Origin of the sequence: Alcanivorax sp. 1008, from assembly GCF_020667895.1 — a bacterium.
Lineage (GTDB): Bacteria > Pseudomonadota > Gammaproteobacteria > Pseudomonadales > Alcanivoracaceae > PGZG01.
In genome coordinates this window covers 197,275-212,004 of sequence record NZ_JAFMPS010000001.1, presented here as the reverse complement: position 1 = coordinate 212,004, position 14,730 = coordinate 197,275, and the positions used below count along the sequence as shown (strand labels likewise).

Below are 14,730 nucleotides of genomic sequence, written 5' to 3'. Positions count from 1 at the left end.
GGAACCGCAGGGCGCGCCGGCCAATCGCCTTCTCAGGATGCCTGACTATACTTTGCGCCAATCTACTGCAGGGGAGCTGCCTCCATGACCGAACTCGCTATCCGTGACCTGCGCAATGCGCCATCCATGCTGCCGCTATTTGCCAAGGCGGTAATTCGCGCCGGCGTCAAGCCAGGCAAGAACCCGGAGCTGCCGGCGATCGGCGCCAGACTGAGTGACCTTGTGCTGGACCCGAAACATTTGGCTGCCTATCGCAAGGTGTGCGGCTTCAACAGCAAGGGCACTTTGCCGATCACCTATCCGCACATGCATGCCCACCCACTGTTTATGACCCTGCTACTGGATGAACGCTTCCCGTTCCCAGCCATGGGGCTGGTTCATGTGCGTAACCGCATCACTCAGTTCCGTCCAATCCAGGAACGTGAGCAACTGGACGTGGAATGCCGCTTCGGCGCTTTGGAGAAACGGGAGTCCGGTTACGAGTTTTCCATTCTCACCAGCGTCAGCACTGCCGGTGAACAGGTCTGGGAAAGCGAGTCCTTCATGTTGTTCCGCACTGGTGGCGGTGGCAGCAGCAAGAAAAAGGACACACCTCAGGCTGAGCCAGTTACCGGCGCCAAGGAATGGTCTGTGCCTGGTGATGTGGGTCGTCGCTATGGGGCCGTATCCGGTGACCGCAACCCGATCCACCTGTACCCGCTAACCGCCAAGCTGTTCGGCTTCAAGCGCCAGATTGCCCACGGCATGTGGTCAAAGGCGCGCTGCCTGGCAGAGCTGGAAGCACAGTTCCCGCAAACTGCTTTTAGCGTCGACGTCAGCTTCAAGCTGCCGCTATTTATTCCCGCCAAGGTGAAGTTTGCGCAACAGGAAGTCGCCGACGGCATGGACTTCCGTCTGCTCGGCGCAGATGGCATCAAGCCACATCTGGCCGGTGAGATCCGCACCATCGAAAACTGATTTTCATTATGCTGAAACCGGACTTGCGCCGGCCTCTGCACAAACAAAAACAGCGGCGCTGTCAGCAGCGCCGCTGTTTTTTGTCAGCATGATGCCTGTAGCAATCAGCTCTGGTCAGATTTCTTCACAGTTTCACGGGCGTCTTCCGCCACATCCATGACGTCATCGGCAAAACCGCCTATCTCAGCAGTAATATCACGCACCAGCTGATAGATGGTGTCACGATCCACTTCCTTGTCCTCCTGCTCAATAAACCCGCGAGCATAGTCCACGACCATATTATGAATATTCTCAACCCGCACCGTGCCTGACTTCACTGTACTTTCCAGCACGCTACGCACGGTATCGATTATCTTGATCATTCTGCTCTCCGGTCAGGCTGTTGCCAGCTCCGCTTTCGGCTTGCCATTCGGCAATGACAGACGCATTACCTTACGCAGCACCGAACCGAACTGACGGTGTAACGGCTTGCTGTTGTAAGGCAAACCATACTTTTTACAGATGGCCTGCACCTCAGCGGATGCCTCAGCATACCGGTTGCTGGGCATGTCTGGAAACAGGTGATGCTCCATCTGGTGGCTAAGGTTACCGCTCATGATATGCATCAGCTTGCCACCGGAGATATTGGCCGAGCCCAGCAGCTGGCGCAGATACCAGTGCGCCTTGTCCTCGTTCTCCACATCTTCCGGCAGGAAGTCCTCGACACCGTCCGGGAAGTGGCCACAGAAGATAATCATGTAAGCCCACAGGTTACGGATCAGGTTGGCAGTAATGTTGCCCGTCAATACCGGCAGGAAGAAGGGGCCGGCCAGCAGCGGGAACAGGACATAGTCCTTTACCACCTGCTTGCGAACTTTCTTACCGATATGTTTCAGCTGACCCCACGCTTCCTTGACGCTTTTTTCGCCCGTGCGCACACGCTCGAACTCCACATCATGAAGAGCAACCCCCCACTGAAAGAAAGTGGCCAGCATGGCGTTGGTCACCGGCTGAGCCAGATGGGCGGGATGCCAAGGCTGCTTCTCGCTCATCCGCAAAATGCCGTAACCCACGTCGCGATCCATACCCACCACGTTGGTCCACTTGTGGTGCATATAGTTATGGGAATGCTGCCACTGGTCAGACGGGCAAACATTGTCCCACTCCCAAGTAGAAGAATGGATCTGCGGATCACGCATCCAGTCCCACTGACCGTGGATAACGTTATGACCAATTTCCATGTTTTCCAGAATCTTGGCCACCCCCAGCATGGCCGTGCCAGCCAACCAGGCTGGCGGCAGAATGCCGGCAAATAGCAGGCCGCGACCACCTACTTCAAGGGCACGCTGTACCTTGATCATACGGCGAATATAACGGGCATCGTTTTCGCCCAGACTATCCATAATTTTCTTGCGAACCGCCTCAATCTCGGCGCCAAACTGCTGCACCTGAGCATCAGTCAGGTCCACCGGCAAACGGCGTGCACGAGCTTTCTCAATCAGGCTGGAATCGATTTTCATTGCTGCAGTCATGATGGCTCTCCTTACAATTCGAGGGTAACGTTGCCGGCTGCGGCACAAACACAAATGCGCACCATATCGCCGCTTTCTCCAAATACTTCGCCGCTGGTCAGATCACGCACCTGGCCTTCTTTCAGGGTCACCAGACAACCCTGACAAATGCCCATGCGGCAGCCATGCTTGGGCATTAAGCCGGCCTGTTCGGCCACCTCCAGCAGAGGCTTGTCGCCGGCGCCTTCGGCAACCCGTTCGCTATTCCAAAAACGCACTTCGCCGCCAGCGCCGGCAGCAACTGTTTTCAGCACCGGGCGGAAATTCTCCTGCTTTAGCTGGTCTGCCAGACCGGCTTGCTGCCAATGGGCCGCCGTCGCATCCATCAATGCTGCGGGGCCGCAGGCATAGGCCAGACGCTCTGCCCAATCCGGGCACAGCGCATCAAGCTGCGCTGCGGAAAAATGCTGATCACCACGGCTGCGGGTAAGCTGGTCCAGTGTTTTCCAACCGTGAGCCAGAGACAGGCCACGGCGCTCCTCGGCAAACAGATTGTGGGCGTCATCCGGGCTGTAGTGCAGATGCACTACATCTGCCATCTGACCGCTGGCCGCCATGGCCCGCAGCATGCCCATTACCGGGGTAATGCCACTGCCGGCAGTGACAAACAGCAGCTTGGGCAGCTCCCCCTGCGGCAAAACAAAGTCACCAGCCGCCTGGTCAAGCATGACCACCATGCCCACCTGAGCATTGCAGTTCAGCCAGGTGGACACCTGTCCACCATCAATCGCATTAACGGTGATCGTGAATGTATCGTTGCGACCGGCCTTAGCCGAGCTCACCGAGTAGCAGCGCCAGTGACGCACACCATCCACATCGATGCCGAGACGAACATACTGGCCAGGACGCGCGCCCTGCCATTGGTGATTTGGCCGGATTTCCAGTGAAACAGCCCGATCAGACTCGCGAACCAGACGCTCAATACGACCACGCAGACCAGCGCCAAGCAGCGGATTAATTAGCTCAAGATAGGATTCCGGCAGCACAGGAGTGGCTATCCAGTGGCCGATTCGGGTCAGTGGTCGAAGCGCTGAAATCATCGTCTTGTCACCATGAAAGTTAACATGTGTGCACAATAATGCCCGACCACATATAAAGTCAACGACTGTTCACAAAATATATATATATCTTTGTAATTCATTGGGTTGCAGGAATGGCAGAGAATTTCACTGTGGTTACAGCTGTGTTTTCCGGTACAATCACCCACAATTTGAGGCTATCGGACATGGGCATGACCAGAGTGACCCGGCGTCGCAGCCGCCATGAAGAAGAAGAAAACGACACCGGACGCCGGGACATGCGCAAGCAGCGTACCCGTCGTGCCCTGCTGGATGCTGCCCTGGAGCTAATGCAAGGTGAGCAGAGCTTCAATAGCATCAGCCTGCGGGAAGTCGCCAGAAATGCCGGCGTCGTACCCACCGCCTTCTATCGCCACTTCCGCGATATGGACGAGCTGGGACTGACTTTGGTGGAGGAAGCCCTGCGCGCCCTGCGCCAGATGATGCGCGAAGCCCGCAGCGCGCCTCTGCCGGCCACCAGTTTGATCAACCGTTCGGTGCAGACCTATATCGGCTACGTTCAGGCCAATCGTGACTACTTCCAGTTTCTTGCCAAGGAACGCTTCGGTGGCAGCCGCGCCCTGCGCACCGCTGTTCGTCAGGGCACGGCACTGTTTATCAGTGAACTCGCCACCGATCTGGCGCGCTTCCCGACAGCCAACCGGCTGAGCACCGAAGAGTTGCAGATGATCTCTTCACTGATCGTCAACATCATGATCTCCACCACTGAGCAGCTGCTCGACCTGCCTCCGGACAATGACGCCGAGGTAGACTGGTTGCACGATCAGGCGGCCCAGCAGATGCGCCTTGTATTCCTCGGTTCCATGCAGTGGAAACCGAAGAGTGAACGGGAAAAGCAAAAGGCACTGGCGCAAGGCTGATACTTCTTGATGCAACGAATCACCGATTACCGTCGTCTTTTTCTTGACCAGGTGCCCATGCTGGATGTGCGTGCTCCAGTTGAATTTTCCGGTGGTGCCTTCCCCTATAGCGATAACATCGCTCTGCTCAATGACGACGAACGCCACCGCATTGGCATTTGCTACAAACAGCATGGCCAGCAAGCGGCAATAGAGCTAGGCCAGCAACTGGTTGGCGGTCAGGTCCGTGAAGCCCGAGTATCCGCCTGGAAGGAGTGGATCAAGCAGCACCCCGATGGCGTGCTGTACTGTTTTCGCGGCGGCCTGCGTTCCCAGACAGTGCAGCAGTGGTTACATGACGATGGCGTTGATATCCCGCTGGTTCACGGTGGCTATAAAGCAATGCGGCGCTTTTTGCTGACCGAGCTGGACAACCAGATCAAACAATTGCCTTTGCTGGTTCTGTGCGGCCCAACCGGCAGTGGCAAAACCCGAGTCATTGAGAAACTGGATAACAGTATTGACCTGGAAGGCATTGCCCATCATCGCGGCTCCGCTTTTGGCCGTCGCCCGGGGGGGCAACCGGCTCAGATCGACTTTGAAAACACCCTGTCCGCAATCATGCTGAAGCAGTCCATCGCCAACCATCGCCAAATCATCCTCGAGGATGAGAGCAGACTGATTGGCCGTTGTTACTTGCCACTCCCCCTGCAAGAACGCATTCGTGATGGCGCCAGAGTACTGATTGAAGAGTCCCTGGACAGCCGGGTAGAAGTCACTCTGGAAGATTATGTGCTTGGCCCATTGGCGGAGTATCGCCATTGGTTTGCTGATCAGGCCGAAGAAAAGCTTGGCACAGAACTACTCGATAGCATTGACCGTATCCGCCGCCGTCTGGGTGGCGCCCGCCACCAACAGTTGCGCGGCCTGCTGGTAGAGGCGCTAAAGCAACAGCAGAGCAAAGACGATACCAGCCTCCACCGGCTGTGGATTAAGCCGCTACTACGCGACTATTACGACCCGATGTATGACTATATGCTGCAGCAACGGACCGGCCAGATTTTGTTTCAGGGCAGCCGGGAAGACGTGCAGCAGTGGTTACAGGCAGCACACTAGAAGCATCATCCGCCCCATGTCTTGCCGGACACATGGAATCAGGCGGCACAGTCCGGTGTTTCTCCCCATTGAACGGAGAGCAATATGAACAAGCGATTTATGGCCGCCATGGTGGTCCTGTGTACAGCATTTTCCATTGCAGCCTGCAGCCCCTCCAGCGAAGAAAAGCCGGTGCTGGTTTTCAGCGCCATACCGGATCAGGACGAGGCACGCCTGATGACTCGCTTCAATAAAGTGGCGAACTACCTGAGTGATGCCCTGGAAATTGAAGTGCGCTACGTCCCGGTTAAATCCTACTCTGCTTCTGTTACTGCATTTCGCAATAACGAAATTCAGTTAGCCTGGTTTGGCGGACTATCGGGCGTTCAAGCCACACAGCTGGTACCTGGCAGCTATGCCATCGCTCAAGGCGTGGAAGATCCTCAGTACGTCAGCTACTTTATTGCCCACGCAGACACCGGGTTACAGCCCAGTGAGGGCTTCCCCGAGGGTATAGAGGGACGCAGCTTCACTTTTGGCTCCAAAAGCTCTACTTCCGGCCGGTTGATGCCAGAGTTTTTCTTGCGTGAGCAATACGGCAAATCGCCAGAGGAAATTTTCAGCCGGGTAGGTTTCAGCGGAGACCACAGCGCCACCATCGCATTGGTGCAAAGTGGTGCCTATGAGGTGGGTGCACTGAGCTATCAGGTATGGGACAGGGAGCTGGCCGAAGGCAAGGTCGACCCGGATAAAGTACGTGTTATCTGGACCACGCCTCCCTATCCGGATTATCACTGGGTAATTCGCGGCGATGTCGAGCAGAAATTCGGCGAAGGGTTTGCTGACAAGGTCCGTCAGGCCCTGCTTGATCTGGATGATCGCGATGTACTGGACAGTTTTCCAAGAGAAAAATTTATTCCGGCCAGCAATGAGGACTTTCTTCCCATTCTGGAAACCGCCCGCAGTCTTGGCCTAATGGATTAATTGGCGGAGACGTTAACGTGTTTCAGTTTAATCAGCACACCCTGCAAAGACAGGGTGTGACTGTACTGCAATCACTTAACCTGACTATTCAGCAAGGTGAAAAAGTCGCCTTGCTGGGTGTCAGTGGCGCGGGCAAGTCCACCCTGCTGGAAGCGCTGCGCCTGCAACAGCCAGATCAGGTTGCCTGGTGCCCACAGCAGGGCGCTCTGGTCCCCATGCTTAGTGTGTTTCACAACATTTATATGGGCGCACTGGAACGTCATGCCGCCGTGTATAACCTGATTAATCTGATTCGACCGCTGCGCCGCGAGCTTGAAGCCGTGACACAGCTGGCAGCTGAGTTGGGCATCAGTGAAAAGTTACGTACTAGTGTCGACCGCCTGTCCGGTGGCCAGGCACAGCGTACTGCACTGGGCCGTGCGCTATTCAGCCAACGTCCTGTGCTGCTGGCTGACGAGCCGGTTTCCAGCGTCGATGAACACCATGCACAGTCACTGCTCATGCTGGCGCTGGCACGCCACGACACCGCCGTGGTTGCTCTGCATGATCGTCAGCTGGCGCTGAATTGCTGCGATCGAATTATTGGCTTGAAAAGCGGCCAGATTGTTATCGATGGCGCCAGCAACCAGTTGTCGAAGCATGATCTCGACATACTTTACCAACGCCGATGAACACCACTGCCAGTGGTTTTCGTCGCACCACCTTATGGCTTGGACTGGCAGGCCTGCTGGCTCTCTTTGTTGCAGATATCAGCATCACTACCCGCGACCCGGGCATGGAGCTGGGCCGTATCAGCAGCGGCTTTCTCAGTCCTGACTTTTTTGCTACCGAGCAAATTGGTAGTGCGCTTGGCTATACCCTTTCGTTTGCTGTTCAGGGTGTGACGCTGGGTTTTGTCAGCGGCTTTTTACTGGCTCTACTATGGCGCTGGCGAATGATTCGCGCCTTCAGCGCTACTATCCGGGCCGTTCATGAGTTGTTTTGGGGACTGCTTTTTCTACAGGTTTTTGGGCTTTCCGCCCTAACCGGCCTATTGGCAATTGCCATTCCCTATAGCGGCATTTTTGCCAAAGTCTTCGGCGAGTTCCTTGAAGAAGCAGATCGCGCTCCTGCCCTCGCCCTGACGCCCCGCAGCGATGCCTTCAGCGTATTCCTGTACGCCCGATTGCCTCTGGTCTGGCAGCATATGAAAACCTACGGTGCCTATCGACTGGAGTGTGCCGTTCGAGCATCGGCGATTCTTGGCTTTATCGGCTTGCCCACCATCGGCTTTCACCTGGAGACCGCCTTTCGACAGGGTGATTACAGCAGTGGAGCCGCACTACTGTATTTGTTTCTTGGCATAATTCTGTCCATACGCTGGTGGTTCAGACCATCACTTCTCCCCCTGTGGATAGCCGCCGCTCTGCTCTGGGCGCCACCGCGGGCAAACTACACCGAAGGCGCACTGAGTCGATTTCTCACTGAAGATATTATTCCCGCACCAATGCGTCAGAATGACTGGCAATGGCATCAGCTGACTGACTGGCTATTAATGCTCGCCCGGGAACAGATTCTGCCGGGGCTGGGCAATACTCTGATACTGGGCATGGCGGCCATGTTGATGACTGGCATCATCGCCCTGTTGCTGTTCCCGTTGATTTCATCCCAGTTCGGTAACCGGTTTAGCCGTGCCGGTGGCCATGGACTATTGGTGATCTTCCGCACCTTGCCGGAGTTTCTGCTGGCTTTTGTCTTTGTACTACTGCTTGGCCCGTCCATGTTGCCCGGCATCCTGGCTCTTGCTCTGCATACTGGCGCCATCGTCGCCCACCTCAGTGGCCGCTTCACAGACAGCCTGACTTTACGCAGCGACGCCAGTGGCGGCTTGAATCGTTATGCATTCGAGGTGCTACCAAGAATCTACCCCAATTTTCTTGCATTTTTGCTTTACCGCTGGGAAATCATCATGCGCGAAACCGCAATCCTCGGCATTCTTGGCATAACCACACTGGGATTTTACATTGACTCCGCCTTTAGCGAGCTACGGACCGACCGAGCCGTGGTGCTGATTGCCGCTGGCGTGGCTCTCAACCTTCTGGTTGACGGAATTTCCCGCCGCCTGCGCAGCCACCTGCGACTGCGTAATGGACTTGCTGATCAAAACTGAGGAACCCTTTCTTGCTACCGTCGTCGAACCGGCAACTACTAACCCAGCAATCTGGATTAAACATCATGCGTAATGCTCTGAGTCTGGCCCTGTGTCTGACTAGCTTTGCCACACCCTTGAGCGCTACCGAATTAGCCGATGAAGACGATGTCAGTCTGGCGGTTCCAGCGCTGGAACAGCCGGTGGCTGTCAGCGACGCCATTCCGCTGGAGTTACGGGGAGCGCTGGAGCTTCTTGGTGGCGAAGTGTTACCGGGAGAGTTCGGCACGCTTTATTGGAGGCCAGTGCAGTCCTTCCAAAGCATCGACACGCCGGTGCCGGTACTGGTGGCCCACGGCGAGAGTCCCGGCCCCCGGGTCTGCCTGACCGCAGCGATTCATGGCGATGAGCTGAACGGAATCGAAATGGTGCGCCGCCTGATGTACCAACTTGAACCCGCCAGCATGAGTGGCACGGTTATTGGCATTCCCATAGTCAATCTGGATGGCTTTCGACGCAGCAGCCGCTACCTCTCCGACCGGCGCGATCTCAACCGGCATTTTCCCGGTAGCCCTACAGGCAGTGCAGCGGATCGAACCGGTCATTCCCTTTTCAATCAGGTGATTCGCCAGTGCCAGTTCCTGGTGGACTTGCATACCGGTTCATTGCAGCGCACCAACCTTCCCCAGATCCGCGGAAACCTGAAAGACGAGCACGTTTTTGATTTCAGCCGTCAGTTTGGTGGCATCACCGTACTGCACGGAGTTGGCGCTAAAGGCACCCTGCGTCGGGCAGCGAATGATGTCGGCATTCCAGCCGTCACAATGGAAGCCGGCGGCCCACATCAGCTTGATGAGCAGGCTGTCGACGCTGGCGTGCAGTCCATCGAAACCCTGCTGGAAAATCTTGGCATCCAGAAGAGCAAGCGCTTCTGGAGCGCACCCCAGCCTGTGTTCTATCAATCCGACTGGGTACGAGCAAACCAGGGCGGCATCCTGATGTCGAAAGTCAAACTGGGCGATAAGGTGCGCGAGGGTCAGGTGCTGGGCTCTGTGATTGATCCGGTAACCAATTCCGGCAGTGCGATTCTGGCGCCATTCGATGGCAAGATCCTCGGCATTGCCTTTAATCAAGTGGTACAGACCGGCTTTGCCACACATCACATTGGCGTCGAAAAAGCCGCGCAAGCTGTGCAGGAAGATGCCATAGAAAGAGACCTGACACTGCAGCCCCCTGCTGCGACGCTCAGTGACTGTGTTGCGCAAAGCTCAGCAGAAACCGAGACACAGGAGGGCTCTAGAGAAGCCACCAGCGAATGCTAATCAGCGCGGACGCCATTGCGGCTCCGCACTGTCATTAATACGATTCAACGTACGCGCCAGCACAAACAGAAAGTCAGACAGCCGGTTCAGCCAGCGCAGCGACGTGGCGCTGTGCTGCTGATCACGGACAGCGGCAACCAGAGCACGCTCCGCCCGCCGTGCCACTGTGCGGCACAGGTGGCAAAGCGCAGCGTCAGGATGGCCTCCCGGTAAAACAAATTCGCGCAGTGGTGGCAGCTGCTCGTTTAACTGCTCCACTGCAGCTTCAATCTCGCTCACATCTGCATCCGTCAACCGAGTGGTGCCGGGCACTGCCAGCTCCGCGCCCAGATCGAACAGGCGCTGCTGGACAGTGTCCAGCAGCACAAACTGATCAATAGCCAGGCGGCTACGCAGCATGCCGATCATCGCATTCAGCTCGTCCAGATCACCCAATGCGGCAATCACCGGAGCATCTTTTGGCCAGCGGCTACCATCCGCCAAACCGGTCTCACCACCATCACCTGAGCGGGTTACTACACGGCTGATGCGATTCTTCTCGGTCATTACCAATCCACTCCAACAGACACCATCGTATGACGATCCGGTAACGGGTAAGCATTGTAAACCCCCGGACTGAAACTGCTACTAACGCCATAATCAAATACGGTTTTATCTTCCAGGTTATATACACCGGCACGCATCCAGTAGCCCTTTGGACTAGCCATCTTAAGTTGCAGATCGGAACGCCGGTATGACGGAATTCGCTGGCCAAAGGTATTGCTCTGGTCGTTATCAAAATACTGTCGACCGACATAGCGCTGCGCAACGGACAACGACAACCATGACATCGCCTGCCAGTCCAATCGAGCATAGCCGCTTTGTCGTGGCACCAGAGGCACCTCGTTATCCTTGTATGCACCCTGACTAAAGCGAGCCCGTTGATAGCTGCCATTGACGGTCAGCCAGAGCGATTCTCGTACCTGCCAACGACTGTTCAGTGATGCCCCGTACCGCCGCGTCGGATCCAGATTGATGTTCTCAAAAGCATTGGCGTCATAGTGGATTTCGTTGCGGAAATCACCTTCCCAGAACGTCAACACAGCTCGCTGCCCCGCTTCATGCCAGCCGATTCCTGCGCTGGCCAGGCGCCCAGTTTGCACTTCTAGCGGATCCAGAGAGGTTACAAATAACACCGGGTCTAGCTCGAAAAACTCATCCACCGAAGCAAAGCGCGCGCTTTTTTCAAGATTAGCAAATAACGAAAACTGGTCGTTGATATACTGCCGCAGCCCCAAATTCCACATCTCTGCCGTCTGGCTAATATCGAATGGCTGTGCCTCGGCATCACCACAACAGGGCACCGTGGGAGCGGTCGGGTCATAACGATCTTTTGCCGTGGTATACATCCATTCATGACGGAACCCGGCACTAAGCAATGTGGAGTCGGTCAGTGCCATACTATCCATCAGGTACAAACCCGTATTGCGCTGGACGATATCAATCTGATGGATGGGCTGGTTAAACGAGTTCTTATCCAGCGACACATCCCGCTGGAACTGACTGTCATAGAAATCCAGACCAAGGGTCCACTGATGGGCTACTGCGCCGGTCTGTGAATTACCGGCCAACCGGGGATTTACACTGAAGTGAACAGTTTGCGCTTCCGTGTAACTGGTGTAGCCAAAGCCACCATCAATAAAGTATTGCTGAAGTTTGATGCGCCAGCCGCCATCAACATGTAGCCGCACCGTATCACTCACCTCGAAAACGACACCGGGCAGAATCTGCAAACCTTGCTGATCCGCCCAGTCATTCGGTGTACTTGCACCGCTGGGATCATCTTTCGGTTCATTTATACCGTTTAGCGGGTCGACGCGACGGGCGCCCGGTAACTGCAGCTGCTGGTTGTCTGCCAGAAGCGTCAGTGCGGCATCAACCTCCGCCGTATCTACCCGCCAGTCAGCGAAGGCCGTCTGCTGCTGACTGCGATTATGGTCGCGGTAGCCGTGACTATCGAAAGCCTGCACAGCGGCAAACATACTGTGCTGCTCTTCGCTACGGCCTCCGTAAAGACGCCCACCAACGGTGCCATAATCCCCTGCCAATAGTTCTACCCCGGCACCGGTCTTGTGGCGTTGGCGCGTGACGATATTAATGGCACCACCTACGGCTCCATTGCCGTAGAGCACGGCACCACTAGCTGGAAGAATTTCAATTCGTTCAATAGCGGTGAGCGGAATAGATGAAAAATCCACCGCCGAAAGATCGACATCATTGAGCCGGCGGCCATTCAACAGGATCAGGGTATTCTGAGTGCCAGTGGCGCCAAAGCCGAGAAGGTCGACGCCACTTTCTGCGCCATTGATTCCATAAAAACGACTTCCATTGACGCCGGCCACCGTATCCAGCACATCAGCCAGATTATTGGCAGGAATATCCGCCAGCTCCTGTTGCCCCAGAATAATCGTACCTACCGGCAAAAGATCCGCCACAGGAGTTAGTCGCGACGCACTGATCACCACGTCATCTAGACGCTCGTCAGCAGCCGAAGTTGAAACCAGAAACAGTGCGCAAAGTGCTGCGCCTGCGTAACGCAGAGGGTGTGTGAACATGATTGTCCTCCCGAGTGCACCCGCCGTACATCGGATGCGGCACAGTGAACATTCACCTGCCGCACATTTGCCTCGGGCCGGTATCCGGGCTCCCGGTGTGATCTTGCCAGGTCACCGCCTTCCCATGTTTGCACACAGTGGCATATGGTGACCCATCACCGGTTACCGTTGCGGGGGCAGCGCAGGCATCTCACCTGCTTCCCGTTTAACGCTGGACTTCTTGCGAAGCGGAGCGCACCTCAAGGCGCGGCCACATTAGGGATTCATAGCTGGCAGGTCAAGGATTGATGCGCGGGCAGCGCCAACCCCAACCGCTGGGCCCGGCGTAACAGGTAGCCATTAATAAAATGCAATTCGGTTTCCCTGCCAGCCAAAACATCCGCCAGCATGGACGAGGTATTGGCCGCCGTCTGCCGGGCAATATCCCGACTGCGCTGCAGGGTATCCATGGGCCAGTCCGGGTAACAAGCAGATAGCAACTTATCAACTTCCGATGCTAGCTGTGCCATCTTCTGCTCCCGCTCGGCGCCATCAAGCAGCTCGCCGTTACGGCAGCGATGCAGCGCGGTCAGCGGATTAATCACTGCATTAACCGCCAGTTTCTGCCACTGCGCCCGTTCAATGTCCTGACACCACTTTAGCCCTGGCCAGTGTGGCAAAAGATCAGCTAGCCAACGTGGTGGTATGTCGCCACCATCGCCGATCAAGGTGTCATTCTCGGCGACAACGTGAATATCTTCTGCACTGCGCCAGGCTCCGTCGGTGGTCACCAGATGCAGCACCCGCACCGATGCAGGCACAGGCTCCTCATCCAGAGAACCCATACCGTTCTGCAGGCGCAATATCTGTGCATCTGAACATAGACGAGGTAGCAACGGTTGCAGCGCTAAACGGGTATCTCCGGCCTTCACTGCAACCAGTAAACGTCGGATTGACTCATCCCCGGCGGCCGGCAAAGTGACCCCTTGCTGGCGGCCATCTGCCCATCGCAGCCTGCGCTGCAGAGACCGCCCCTGACGACTGATCACCCGCACATCAAAACCAGCCGCCAATAACCTGCTGGCAGCAAGCGTGCCCATGCTGCCAGCACCAATCAGGTGCCAAATATCAGCCGGCAATCGCCTGCTCGGTGATCCGCTTGCTATCACGGGACGCATCCAGACCACGCATAGAGCGCGTCAGCATCAGCTCCGCATCGATTTCGTCTTTTTCCAAAGCTCGAATCAAGCTGGCGCTGACTGACATCTGGAAAAAGCCACCAGCGGTTTTATAGGCTCGATGGTTAAGACCATCATAGAGTCTGCGAAAGCTGCCCGGTGTGGCATTGGCCGCCTCCGGTTGATGGGTAATCAAACAGAAATGATCAGGGGTAATACGTGCCAGAATATCCATTGGCCGCACCAGCTGACGCAACCGACGACTAAACGCCAGCACCAGCTGCTGCATCAACGCCTTACCATGACGCGATTCATGCTCCGCATAATGATCGATACGAATCATCAACACACAGGCGGCACCACCGCGCTGGCGGGCCTGGCGCAGGGCATCATCCAGACGACGTAGCGCATAATGACGATTGCCATAGCCGGTGAGCGGATCAATGGTGGTTTGTTTACGCAATCTGGCATTGGCATCAATCAATCGCTGATTTTCGATCAGCACCCTATTGTGCAGCCGGGTAATGCGCTCCGCTGCCATCACTCGAGGCAGCAGCTGATCGTTCATTGCTGATTTATTGACGAAGTCGTCCACGCCTTCATCAAACGCGGTTTTCAGGGCGGATACCCCTTCCCTCGCAGTGAGCAGAATCACATAGGTGTAGCGGTTAGTGGACTCATCCAGCTGACGGACGCGCCGGGTAAGTTCCAAACCGTCCATTTCCGGCATCAGCCAATCAGCCACCAGCACTGCAACCGGCCGCTCTTCGAGCAGCTTCAACGCTGCACTGGCGGAAGATGCATGACGAATATCGGTATAGCCGGCCGCTTTCAGGGTGCGCCCGACCACGGCGCTGGAAAACTTGGCGTCATCGACTACCAGAATGCTGACATCGCGGTCATTCATGGGGGAATCAGGATCCTGTTCTTGTTTTTGTCTTGTTCAAGACTATAGCGGTTTGCGGCCGGACTCGTCACCCCGCTTTTCTTACCAGCCAGCACTGTTGCTTGTTATCCACGGCACA

At 56.0% G+C, this 14,730-nt stretch carries 14 protein-coding genes and 1 riboswitch; of the genes, 7 read left to right on the top strand and 7 right to left on the bottom strand.

Features of this window, described 5'->3' with window-relative positions; all coding sequences use genetic code 11:
• The first annotated feature begins 84 nt into the window (after positions 1-84).
• Positions 85-957, top strand: a complete 873-nt coding sequence (locus J1C54_RS01045) for a MaoC family dehydratase (protein ID WP_229143973.1) — start codon at positions 85-87, stop codon at positions 955-957.
• Positions 958-1,061: 104 nt separating this feature from the next.
• Here J1C54_RS01045 and J1C54_RS01040 read toward each other — a convergent pair whose 3' ends face one another.
• From J1C54_RS01040 to J1C54_RS01030, 3 genes are read right to left on the bottom strand one after another with little or no spacing between them, the layout of a single operon-like run.
• On the bottom strand, positions 1,062-1,319 hold the full coding sequence (locus J1C54_RS01040) for a hypothetical protein (protein WP_229143972.1): 258 nt from the start codon (positions 1,317-1,319) through the stop codon (positions 1,062-1,064).
• A 12-nt stretch (positions 1,320-1,331) separates the two neighbouring features.
• Positions 1,332-2,468: an acyl-CoA desaturase gene (locus J1C54_RS01035; protein WP_229143971.1), complete on the bottom strand. Its 1,137-nt coding sequence runs from the start codon at positions 2,466-2,468 to the stop codon at positions 1,332-1,334.
• An 11-nt stretch (positions 2,469-2,479) separates the two neighbouring features.
• Positions 2,480-3,547: a ferredoxin reductase gene (locus J1C54_RS01030; RefSeq protein WP_229143970.1), complete on the bottom strand. Its 1,068-nt coding sequence runs from the start codon at positions 3,545-3,547 to the stop codon at positions 2,480-2,482.
• Between the two features lie 191 nt (positions 3,548-3,738).
• Between J1C54_RS01030 and fabR the strand changes: the two genes are divergently transcribed.
• The 6 genes from fabR (at position 3,739) to J1C54_RS01000 (ending at position 9,954) form a co-directional block, all read left to right on the top strand.
• The gene (gene fabR / locus J1C54_RS01025; protein ID WP_229143969.1) at positions 3,739-4,446 is read left to right on the top strand and encodes an HTH-type transcriptional repressor FabR; all 708 of its coding nucleotides are present in this window, start codon (positions 3,739-3,741) and stop codon (positions 4,444-4,446) included.
• A gap of 9 nt (positions 4,447-4,455) precedes the next feature.
• Entirely contained in the window at positions 4,456-5,541 is a 1,086-nt protein-coding gene (gene mnmH, locus J1C54_RS01020) for a tRNA 2-selenouridine(34) synthase MnmH (protein WP_229143968.1), read from the top strand.
• An 84-nt stretch (positions 5,542-5,625) separates the two neighbouring features.
• A complete protein-coding gene (locus J1C54_RS01015) occupies positions 5,626-6,504 on the top strand; it encodes a putative selenate ABC transporter substrate-binding protein (protein WP_229143967.1) in 879 nt (292 codons plus the stop codon).
• Positions 6,505-6,521: 17 nt separating this feature from the next.
• Entirely contained in the window at positions 6,522-7,175 is a 654-nt protein-coding gene (locus J1C54_RS01010; RefSeq protein WP_229143966.1) for an ATP-binding cassette domain-containing protein, read from the top strand.
• Positions 7,172-8,653 carry an ABC transporter permease gene (locus J1C54_RS01005; protein WP_229143965.1) on the top strand — a complete coding sequence of 494 codons (1,482 nt, stop codon included), beginning with the start codon at positions 7,172-7,174 and terminating at the stop codon, positions 8,651-8,653. The genes J1C54_RS01010 and J1C54_RS01005 overlap by 4 nt, the downstream gene beginning before the upstream one ends.
• 65 nt (positions 8,654-8,718) lie before the next feature.
• On the top strand, positions 8,719-9,954 hold the full coding sequence (locus J1C54_RS01000; RefSeq protein WP_229143964.1) for a succinylglutamate desuccinylase/aspartoacylase family protein: 1,236 nt from the start codon (positions 8,719-8,721) through the stop codon (positions 9,952-9,954).
• Here the strand turns inward: J1C54_RS01000 and J1C54_RS00995 are convergent, their stop codons facing one another.
• From J1C54_RS00995 to J1C54_RS00980, 4 genes are all read right to left on the bottom strand, one after another.
• Positions 9,955-10,500 carry a cob(I)yrinic acid a,c-diamide adenosyltransferase gene (locus tag J1C54_RS00995; RefSeq protein WP_229143963.1) on the bottom strand — a complete coding sequence of 182 codons (546 nt, stop codon included), beginning with the start codon at positions 10,498-10,500 and terminating at the stop codon, positions 9,955-9,957.
• Positions 10,500-12,548: a TonB-dependent receptor gene (locus J1C54_RS00990; RefSeq protein WP_229143962.1), complete on the bottom strand. Its 2,049-nt coding sequence runs from the start codon at positions 12,546-12,548 to the stop codon at positions 10,500-10,502. The genes J1C54_RS00995 and J1C54_RS00990 overlap by 1 nt, the downstream gene beginning before the upstream one ends.
• A 57-nt stretch (positions 12,549-12,605) precedes the next feature.
• Positions 12,606-12,805, bottom strand: a riboswitch (cobalamin riboswitch).
• A 6-nt stretch (positions 12,806-12,811) separates the two neighbouring features.
• Complete coding sequence (locus J1C54_RS00985) at positions 12,812-13,666, bottom strand: ketopantoate reductase family protein (RefSeq protein ID WP_229143961.1); 855 nt, start codon at positions 13,664-13,666, stop codon at positions 12,812-12,814.
• A complete protein-coding gene (locus tag J1C54_RS00980) occupies positions 13,656-14,612 on the bottom strand; it encodes a response regulator (protein WP_229143960.1) in 957 nt (318 codons plus the stop codon). The genes J1C54_RS00985 and J1C54_RS00980 overlap by 11 nt, the downstream gene beginning before the upstream one ends.
• Positions 14,613-14,730: the final 118 nt, after the last annotated feature.

What these genes read in the sequence shown, in the direction of transcription:
- J1C54_RS01040 (WP_229143972.1), bottom strand. Translation starts at nt 1,319, where the DNA reads ATGATCAAGATAATCGATACCGTGCGTAGCGTGCTGGAAAGTACAGTG.
- J1C54_RS00990 (WP_229143962.1), bottom strand. Translation starts at nt 12,548, where the DNA reads ATGTTCACACACCCTCTGCGTTACGCAGGCGCAGCACTTTGCGCACTG.
- J1C54_RS01045 (WP_229143973.1), top strand. Translation starts at nt 85, where the DNA reads ATGACCGAACTCGCTATCCGTGACCTGCGCAATGCGCCATCCATGCTG.
- fabR (WP_229143969.1), top strand. Translation starts at nt 3,739, where the DNA reads ATGACCAGAGTGACCCGGCGTCGCAGCCGCCATGAAGAAGAAGAAAAC.
- J1C54_RS00980 (WP_229143960.1), bottom strand. Translation starts at nt 14,612, where the DNA reads ATGAATGACCGCGATGTCAGCATTCTGGTAGTCGATGACGCCAAGTTT.
- J1C54_RS01030 (WP_229143970.1), bottom strand. Translation starts at nt 3,547, where the DNA reads ATGATTTCAGCGCTTCGACCACTGACCCGAATCGGCCACTGGATAGCC.
- J1C54_RS01015 (WP_229143967.1), top strand. Translation starts at nt 5,626, where the DNA reads ATGAACAAGCGATTTATGGCCGCCATGGTGGTCCTGTGTACAGCATTT.
- J1C54_RS01000 (WP_229143964.1), top strand. Translation starts at nt 8,719, where the DNA reads ATGCGTAATGCTCTGAGTCTGGCCCTGTGTCTGACTAGCTTTGCCACA.
- J1C54_RS00995 (WP_229143963.1), bottom strand. Translation starts at nt 10,500, where the DNA reads ATGACCGAGAAGAATCGCATCAGCCGTGTAGTAACCCGCTCAGGTGAT.
- mnmH (WP_229143968.1), top strand. Translation starts at nt 4,456, where the DNA reads ATGCAACGAATCACCGATTACCGTCGTCTTTTTCTTGACCAGGTGCCC.
- J1C54_RS01035 (WP_229143971.1), bottom strand. Translation starts at nt 2,468, where the DNA reads ATGACTGCAGCAATGAAAATCGATTCCAGCCTGATTGAGAAAGCTCGT.
- J1C54_RS01005 (WP_229143965.1), top strand. Translation starts at nt 7,172, where the DNA reads ATGAACACCACTGCCAGTGGTTTTCGTCGCACCACCTTATGGCTTGGA.